This is a genomic window from Actinomycetospora sp., assembly GCF_055612215.1.
Map to the genome: position 1 here is coordinate 1 of NZ_JBVPVA010000639.1, position 7,214 is coordinate 7,214.

Below are 7,214 nucleotides of genomic sequence, written 5' to 3' on the forward strand. Positions count from 1 at the left end.
GGACCTGGCCCGATTACGGCTCGCTCTCCGGGCAACGGCCCGACGAGGTGGAGCAGGGCGAGGCCCCGGCGCGCGGCAAGCGCGACGCGCGGGACTTCACGCTGTGGAAGGCGGCCAAGCCCGGCGAGCCCAGCTGGCCGACCCCGTGGGGGCGCGGCCGCCCGGGCTGGCACCTGGAGTGCTCGGCGATGGCCACGCACTACCTCGGCCCGACGTTCGACATCCACGGCGGCGGGCTCGACCTGGTGTTCCCGCACCACGAGAACGAGCGCGCGCAGTCCAACGCGGCGGGCGACGGCTTCGCGCAGTACTGGATGCACAACGGCTGGGTGACGATGGCCGGGGCGAAGATGTCGAAGTCGCTCGGCAACACCCTGACCATCTCCGCCGTGCTCGAGCGGGTCCGGGCGGTGGAGCTGCGCTACTACCTCGTCGCGCCCCACTACCGGTCCATGGTCGAGTACTCCGAGGGCGCGCTGGCCGAGGCGTCGGCGGCGTACCGGCGGATCGAGACGTTCGTGCACCGCGTGCAGGAGCGCATCGGGGCCGTCGGCGCGCAGGCCGCCCCGGAGACGATGGCGCCCTTCGCCGCCGCGATGGACGACGACCTCGGCACCCCGGCCGCCCTCGCCGTCGTGCACGACCAGGTGCGCGCGGGCAACACCGCGCTCGACGAGGGCGACCGCGACGCCGCCCTCGCCGCGGCCGCCGCGGTGCGGGAGATGACCGGCGTCCTCGGACTGGACCCGCTCGACCCGCACTGGACCTCCGGCACCGAGGGCGCCACCGGCGGGGACCACGCGCGGGCCGCCCTCGGCGCGCTCGTCGGGGACCTGCTGGGCCAGCGTGCGGCCGCCCGCCGCGACAAGGACTTCGCCCGGGCCGACGCCATCCGCGGGCAGCTGACCGCGGCCGGCGTCGGCATCGAGGACACCCCCGACGGCCCGATCTGGACCTTGAAGGACGACGAGAGCTGATGGCCGGCAATTCCCGCCGCCCCGGAGCACGGCGCAACCCCGGCTCCAAGAAGGGCCCCACCAAGGGGTCCGGCGGAAAGCGCGCGAAGGGGCTCGAGGGCAAGGGCCCGACCCCGCCCGCGGAGCAGCGCCCCAACCACAAGTCCTACCGCGGCGGCGGATCCACCGGGAAGAGCGGACAGGGTCCGGCCGCGCCGCGGCGGGGCCCGTCGTCGTCGCCCGCGTCGGGCGGTGGCGGTGGCGGCGCGGGCCGCCGCGGTGGCGCGGGCCGCGGCGGCGGGGGCGGCGGCCGGAGCACCACCACCCGGCGTGACGCCCCCGACGGGCCCCAGGTCGTCGTCGGGCGCAACCCCGTCGTCGAGAGCCTGCGGGCCCACATCCCCGCCACCGCGCTGCACGTCGCGCAGGGCATCGACGTCGACGACCGCGTGCGCGAGGCGCTGCGCGCGGCCGGGGACCAGCGCATCTCCGTGCTCGAGGTGCCCCGCGGCGACGTCGACCGGCTCGCCGACGGCGCGGTGCACCAGGGGCTCGCGCTCTCGGTGCCCGCGTTCGAGTACCTCCATCCCGACGACCTGCTCGAGTCGGCCCGCCAGGCGGCGCACCTCGCGCGGGTCGAGCCGCTGCTGGTCGCCCTCGACGGCGTCACCGACCCCCGCAACCTCGGCGCCGTGGTGCGCTCGGCGGCGGCGTTCGGCGCGCACGGCGTGCTGCTCCCGCTGCGGCGCTCGGTCGGTGTGACGCCGGTGGCGTGGCGGACCTCGGCGGGCGCGGCCGCGCGCATGCCGATCGGCCGGGCGACCAACCTCTCGCGCACCCTCGGCGCCTGGAACGACGACGGGTTCGTGACGGTGGGCCTCGACGGCGAGGTGTCCGCGACGATCGACGACCTCGACGAGGTCGCGGGACCCGACGCCGCCCGGGGGCCGCTGGTGCTCGTCGTCGGCTCGGAGGGCAAGGGGCTCTCCCGGCTGGTCCGCGAGACGTGCACGGCGACGGTCGCGATCCCGATGGCGGGCGACGTGGAGTCGCTCAACGCCTCGGTGGCGGCCGGGGTCGCGCTGGCGGAGGTGGCGCGCCGACGCCGGTCGGGCTGACCCCGTCCGTGATGGAGCGAACGGCACTCTCGCGCGCATGGACGCAGCGGGAGTGCCTCTCGCTCGCGGGTGGGGTGTCCGGTCAGCCGAGGAACGCCTGCAGCTCCGCCACCACCTGCTCCGGGGCCTCCTCGGGGATGAAGTGGCCGCTCGGCATCGCCCGGCCCGCCACGTCGGTGCCGTAGTCCCGCCACACCGCGAGCGGGTCGTAGGCCTTCCCGACGAAGCCGTGCTCGCCCCAGAGCACCAGCAACGGGCAGGTGACGCGCTCGCCGGCCGTCCACGACGCCTCGTCGTCCTCCAGGTCCGTCGACGCGCCCGCCTTGTAGTCGGCGGTGGTGGCGGCGATGCAGGCCGGGTCGGAGAAGTAACGGACGTAGTCGGCCATCACCTCCTCGGCGATCGTCACCCCGGGGGCGAGGAGCCGCTGGACCATCGTCCGGATCCAGAACTCCGGTGCGCCCGCGAGCAGGGTCTCCGGGACGTCGCCGCCGGTCGCGAGGAAGAACCAGTGGAAGTACCCGTGGGCGAGGTCGCGGTCGACGTGGGTGAAGACGTGCCGGGTGGGGACGATGTCGAGCACGGCGAGGCGGGACACCGCGTCGGGGTGGTCGAGGGTGAGCCGGTGGGCCACGCGGGCGCCGCGGTCGTGCCCGACGAGGTCGAAGCGGTCGAAGCCGAGGGAGCGCATCACCGCGACCTGGTCGGCGGCCATCTCGCGCTTGGCGTAGCGCCGGTGCGCCTCGTCGGGCGCCGGCTTGTCCGACTCGCCGTAGCCGCGCAGGTCGGTGACGACGACGGTGTGGTCGCGCGCGAGCGCCGGGGCCACGTCGCGCCACATCACCAGCGACTGCGGATAGCCGTGCAGGAGCAGCACCGGATCGCCGGAGCCCCCGACGGCGGCGTGGATCGTCGTGCCGTCGGCGTCGATGCGGTGCTCGCGGAACGGGTCGGGCAGCGGCATCACAGGGCTCCCTGGGGGTGCGGCGTCGGCGGCGCGGTCTCGGGCTCCTGGTCGGGGGGGCCCACCGCCGAATCTATTGAGCGAGGGGTCCCTTCGCTCGAGTCCGGACGCTCCGGGTCCCGCACCGGCACGAGCACCTCGGTTTCCGCGGTCCGCCCCCGCAGGTGCCGCGACCCGGTGGACGTCCAGTGCTGCGCCTCGTCCGACGAGGCCCGCGACAGCGCCGCCCCCGACGCGGCCACCCCGGTCTCGGTCTCCTTGGCCACGTCGCAGAGCCGTGCGGCCTCGTTCACCGGGTCGCCGATCACGGTGTACTCGTAGCGGCGGCGGTCCCCGATGTTGCCGGCCACCGCCTCGCCCGCCGAGATCCCGATGCCGGCCCGGATCTCCTGCCCGGAGGAGTCGAACACCTCGTCGGCCAGCCGGCCGGCGAGCACCCGGCCCGCGGCGAGCGCGCTGCCGGCCGCGTCGCGCAGCCCCGTGGGGACCCCGAACACCGCCAGCGCCGCGTCCCCCTCGAACTTGTTGATCCACCCGCCGTGCTGCTCCACGACGTCGATGACCAGCGCGAAGAACCGGTTGAGCAGCTCGACGACCTCGGTCGGCGGGCGGGTCGCGGCGAGCGTGGTCGACCCCACGAGGTCGACGAAGAGCACCGCGACCTCGCGGACCTCCCCGCCGAGCTCGAGCTCGTTCTCCACCGCGTTGCGGGCGACGTCCTCGCCGACCTGCCGGCCGAACAGGTCGCGGACGCGTTCCCGCTCGCGCAGGCCGTGGACCATCGTGTTGAAGCCGGCCTGCAGCAGGCCCAGCTCGGTGGTGTCGAAGACCGGCACGTCGACGTCGTAGTCGCCGGACTCGACCCGGCGCAGCGCCCGCCGGACCGCGAGCACCGGGGCGGCCGTCGACATCGCGGTCAGCGTGATCACGGTGCCGCCGAACACCAGCGCGACCCCGCCGAGCACGAGGACGACCACCGCCAGGCGGTCGACCGTGTAGCCGCCGAAGGCCAGCGCCCCGCCGGCCGCGAGCAGCACCCCCGCGATGGGCGCCGCGGTCCCGAACAGCCAGCCGCCGACGGTGCGCATGAGGACGCCGGGCAGCACGTTGCCCGACGGCGGGCGCACGGCGAGCACGCGGCGCACGGCCGGGCGGAGGACGACCTCCACGAGTCGGTAGGTGATCGAGACCGTGACGACCCCGCCGAGCACCACGGTCGTGCCGACCTGGAAGCCGAGCCGCCCCGAGGAGAAGACGTTGAGGAGCACGAAGAGCGCCGCCGCGAGCGCCCAGAGCACGGTCTGGACGAGGGCGAGCCGCAGCGGTCCGCGCAGCACCACCCGCCGCAGCCGCCGGAACACCTTCTCGCGGGCCTCGTCGTCGGCGCCCTGGCGCAGCCCCGGCACCCGCATCCGCCGGTGGCCCCACCAGGCGCCCACGACGACCGCGACCCCGAGGTAGGGCCCGAAGAACACCAGGTTGCGGTGCAGCGCGCCGGGATCGGAGGCGAGCACGTCGGTGGGCAGCACCCACGCCGCCAGGACCAGGACGACGCCCGCCCCGACGAGGTTGGGCAGCACCACGACGAGCATCAGCGCCAGGCGCGTGAGCACGCTGAGGCCCGCGATGTCCTCGTCGCGACCGGGCGCCTCGGCCGTCTCGGGGTCCCGGCGCCCACGGCGCGTCATGGCCGGACCCTAGCGGCGGATCCCGACGGCGGGGCGAGCGTCACCGGGTCCGGGAACGTGATCGCTACCATTCGGGTATGGCGATGCCCGGTCTGGTGCATCGCGGGGTCTCCTACGACGACCCCGCGATGCTCGGCGCGGCGCTCCTCCCGGTCCTGGGGCGGGCCACCCGGGCCCGCGAATCGGTCATCGTGGCGCTCGACGCGCAGGTCAGGGAGGTCCTGAGCGAGGGGCTCACGGAGGAGCAACTGGCCGCCGTGGTGTTCCTGGACCACACCCGGCCGGCGCGCTCGGACGCCTTCCAGCTCGCCGCCCGGATCGCGACGGCGGTCGCGGGGGCGGCCCGCGTCGGGCTGCGCTCCTGCGTCGTCACCCAGCAGCAGCCCGGTCTCGGCCTCCCGGACGCCTACTGGCTGCGCATCGAGGCCGCGCTCGACGAGGCCCTGCGCCGGCTGCCCGTGACGCTGCTCTGCGCCTACCGCCTCGCGGGACTCCCGCTGCCGGCCGCGCCGGTCGACGGCGTCGTCCCCCCGGCCTTCCTCGCCACCCACCCCGAGCTGGCCCGCGTCGCCGACCTCGACCACCCCGTCGCCAACACCCTGCACCGCGACCCGGCCGACGTCGTCCGGGGCCTGCCGGGCGCGGTCGTCCCGCCGGCGCCCGCGGGCGCGCGCCGCTGGGCCTTCGACGCCGACAGCCTCGCGTCGCTGCGCCGGGACCTCACCGCCGCGATCGCGGAGAGCGGTCTGGGCGCCGAGGCGGGGGAGGACCTGGTGTACGCCGCCAGCGAGGTCGCGACGAACGCCGTCGAGCACGGCGCCGGCACCGGGATCCTCTGGACGTGGGTCGCCCACGGCGAGGCGGTGTGCCTCGTCACCGACCCCGGCCGGCTGGACGAGCCCTTCCCCGGGGTGGTGCCGCCGTCGGTCGATCAGGACCGCGGACGGGGGCTCTGGCTCGCCAGGGCGCTCTGCGACGAGGTCGACGTGTCGGTCGACGACGACGGGACGCGGGTCCGGCTGGCGCGGCGCCTGGTGCGCAGCGAGCCGACCACGCGGCAGATCAGGTAGGTCACGAACGCGATCCCGGCCACGAACGGGCTGATCGGCAGTCCGGGCGCGAGCGAGGCGACGATCCCGCCGAGCACGGCGACCTCGGCGAACACCACGGCGAGCACCGTCGCCCGCAGCGGGCTCGCGGTGAGCCGGGCGGCCGCGGCGGCCGGGGTGATGAGCAGCGAGAGGACCAGCAGCGCCCCGACGATCTGCACGCCCAGCGCCGTCGTCGCGCCCAGCAGCACCGCGAACGCCACCGAGAGCGCACGCACCGGCACCCCGCGCGCGGCGGCCATCGTCGGGTCCAGGCTCGCGAACAGCAGCGGGCGGTAGGCGATCGCGAGGACGCCGACGACCACGACCCCGGTCACGGCCAGCGAGACCAGGTCGCCGGTGTCCACCCCGACGATCTGGCCGACGAGCAGCCCGAACTTGTTCGCCGACCGCCCGGTGTAGAGGGACTGGAAGAGCACCCCGAGCCCGAGGCCGAAGGACAGGAGCACCCCGATCACGGAGTCGCGCTCGTGGGCGGCGAGCCCGAGCGCACCGAAGACCAGCGCGACGAGCACCGCGCCCACCAGCGCGCCCCACCCCACCGCGCCCGCGCCGAACAGCAGGAGCGCCCCCGCGCCGCCCGCGAACGAGAGCTCGGCGGTGCCGTGCACCGCGAACGCCATCCCGCGTCCGACGACGAGCGGGCCGAGCAGCCCCGCGAGCAGCGCCAGCACGGCCCCGGCGAGCAGGGCCTGGCGGACGAAGCCCTCACCGAGCAGGAACCAGGTGGTGCTCACCGGGCCCCGACCTCCTCGCGGGCCGCGTCCGGTGCGCCGTGGCGGTGGACCGGGGACTCCTCCGCGCCGACGACGACGATGCGCCCGCGCACCCGGACCACCTCGACCTCGGTGCGGTAGAGCTGCGAGAGGTTCTCCGAGGTCATGACCTCCTCGGGCGTGCCGATCCGGAACCGGCCCTCGACCAGGTAGAGGATCCGGTCGACCACGGGGAGCACCGGGTTGAGCTCGTGGGTCACGAACACCACCGCGGTGCCGTGCTCGCGACGCCGGCGCTCGACGAGGTCGACGACCTCGCGCTGGCGGGCCAGGTCGAGCGAGAGCAGCGGCTCGTCGGCCAGCAGCAGGCTCGGATCCCCGACGAGCGCCTGGGCCACGCGCAGCCGCTGCTGCTCCCCGCCCGAGAGCGACCCGACCGGGGCGTCGGCGTAGTCCAGGGCGTCCACCTGGGCGAGGGCGGTGTGCACCTGGTCACGGCGCCGCGCCCGGCCGGACAGGCCGGGTCCCCAGCGGTGGCCGTCGAGCCCGAGCCCGACGAGGTCGCGGCCGCGCAGCGGGGTGAGCGGGTCCAGGGCGCGCTGCTGGGGGACGTAGCCGACCGCGGAGCTGCCCCGCGCGGGCGGCGCCCCGTGCACCGCCACG

The 7,214-nt window shown here is 75.9% G+C and carries 6 protein-coding genes and 1 pseudogene; 3 read left to right on the forward strand and 4 right to left on the reverse strand.

Annotated features, from left to right (window positions below):
- Positions 1-977 (forward strand): cysteine--tRNA ligase (locus AC0CYZ_RS17480; RefSeq protein WP_472217593.1); only part of this gene is annotated, 977 nt, incomplete at its 5' end.
- Complete coding sequence (gene rlmB, locus AC0CYZ_RS17485) at positions 977-2,074, forward strand: 23S rRNA (guanosine(2251)-2'-O)-methyltransferase RlmB (protein WP_472217595.1); 1,098 nt, start codon at positions 977-979, stop codon at positions 2,072-2,074. The genes AC0CYZ_RS17480 and rlmB, both read left to right, overlap by 1 nt.
- Positions 2,075-2,156: 82 nt before the next feature.
- Here the strand turns inward: rlmB and AC0CYZ_RS17490 are convergent, their stop codons facing one another.
- Positions 2,157-3,038 (reverse strand): alpha/beta fold hydrolase, encoded by an 882-nt coding sequence (locus AC0CYZ_RS17490; protein WP_472217597.1) that lies wholly within the window; start codon positions 3,036-3,038, stop codon positions 2,157-2,159.
- A complete protein-coding gene (locus AC0CYZ_RS17495) occupies positions 3,038-4,726 on the reverse strand; it encodes an adenylate/guanylate cyclase domain-containing protein (protein ID WP_472217599.1) in 1,689 nt (562 codons plus the stop codon). The genes AC0CYZ_RS17490 and AC0CYZ_RS17495 overlap by 1 nt, the downstream gene beginning before the upstream one ends.
- Before the next feature lie 83 nt (positions 4,727-4,809).
- Between AC0CYZ_RS17495 and AC0CYZ_RS17500 the strand changes: the two are divergent.
- Positions 4,810-5,688, forward strand: a pseudogene (locus tag AC0CYZ_RS17500) (ATP-binding protein); the annotation flags it as partial.
- On the opposite strand, the gene AC0CYZ_RS17505 reads toward AC0CYZ_RS17500, so the two are convergent.
- The gene (locus tag AC0CYZ_RS17505) at positions 5,658-6,572 is read right to left on the reverse strand and encodes a metal ABC transporter permease (protein ID WP_472217601.1); all 915 of its coding nucleotides are present in this window, start codon (positions 6,570-6,572) and stop codon (positions 5,658-5,660) included. The pseudogene AC0CYZ_RS17500 and the gene AC0CYZ_RS17505 sit on opposite strands and share 31 nt — an antisense overlap.
- A partial coding sequence (locus AC0CYZ_RS17510) for a metal ABC transporter ATP-binding protein (RefSeq protein WP_472217603.1) occupies positions 6,569-7,214 on the reverse strand: 646 nt, incomplete at its 5' end. The genes AC0CYZ_RS17510 and AC0CYZ_RS17505, both read right to left, overlap by 4 nt.

Excerpts from the sequence above, each read along its gene's own strand:
- rlmB (WP_472217595.1), top strand. The coding sequence starts at position 977 with ATGGCCGGCAATTCCCGCCGCCCCGGAGCACGGCGCAACCCCGGCTCC.
- AC0CYZ_RS17490 (WP_472217597.1), bottom strand. The coding sequence starts at position 3,038 with ATGCCGCTGCCCGACCCGTTCCGCGAGCACCGCATCGACGCCGACGGC.
- AC0CYZ_RS17495 (WP_472217599.1), bottom strand. The coding sequence starts at position 4,726 with ATGACGCGCCGTGGGCGCCGGGACCCCGAGACGGCCGAGGCGCCCGGT.